This is a genomic window from Actinomadura sp. NEAU-AAG7, from assembly GCF_018603865.1.
Lineage (GTDB): Bacteria > Actinomycetota > Actinomycetes > Streptosporangiales > Streptosporangiaceae > Spirillospora > Spirillospora litoris.
The window spans coordinates 1-821 of record NZ_JAHFZY010000021.1 but is presented as its reverse complement, the minus strand read 5'-3'; the positions used below and the strand labels follow the sequence as shown (position 1 = coordinate 821).

At 70.5% G+C, this 821-nt stretch carries 1 protein-coding gene; it reads left to right on the top strand.

Going from position 1 to position 821, the window contains the following annotated elements:
- Nucleotides 1-25: 25 nt before the first annotated feature.
- A protein-coding gene (locus tag KLI87_RS39580) for an IS5 family transposase (RefSeq protein ID WP_214621092.1) occupies nt 26-821 on the top strand; the annotation gives its coding sequence in 2 pieces (ribosomal slippage) (nt 26-370 and nt 373-821; 794 coding nt annotated over the 2 pieces). This gene is flagged as partial in the annotation.

Sequence of the window (821 nt, the reverse complement as noted above, 5' to 3'; positions counted from 1 at the left end):
GTGGTCTGCGGGATAATGCGGGATCGTGTCGTCGGATCTTGCGCGTCGGTTGGTGCCGGATGAGTTGTGGGCGATCGTCGAGCCGCTGGTTCCGGAGTTCACGCCGCGCAGACAGGGCGGCGGGACGGCACCCGTGGACGATCGTGCGGTGTTCACCGCGATCGTGTACGTGCTGACCAGCGGGTGTGCGTGGCGGCATCTGCCCGCGGAGTTCGGGGTCAGCGTGCCCACTGCGCATCGCCGGTTCTCCGCCTGGACCTCTGCGGGGCTGTGGCCGCGGCTGCACCGGGCCGTTTTGGACGAGCTCGGCGCGCGAGGCCAGGTGGACTGGGCGTCGGCGATCGTGGACGCCGCCGCCGTCCGCGCGACAAGAGGGGCACGCTGACCGGTCCCAATCCGGTCGACCGGAGCAAGAAGGGCAGCAAACTCCACCTGCTGACCGACGCCGCCGGGCTGCCGCTGGTGGTCGCGGTCTCGGCCGCCAACGTGCACGACAGCCGGGCGCTCAAGCCGCTGCTGATGGCGTTACCGGCGATCCGGTCCCGACGTGGGCCACGACGTCGGCGGCCGGTCAAGGTCCGCGCCGACAAGGCGTATCACTCCGCCGAGCACCTGTCCTGGCTGCGCGGACGCGGGATCGTGCCGCGCATCACCCGGCCGGGCATCAAGTCGGGCGAACGCCTGGGCCGCCACCACTGGGTGATCGAACGAACCCTGGCCTGGCTGCTGGGCTACCGGCGGCTGACAGTCCGCTACGAACGCCACGGCCACCTGTTCACCGCCTTCCTCACCCTCGCCGCCGCCATCACCTGCTACAAGAA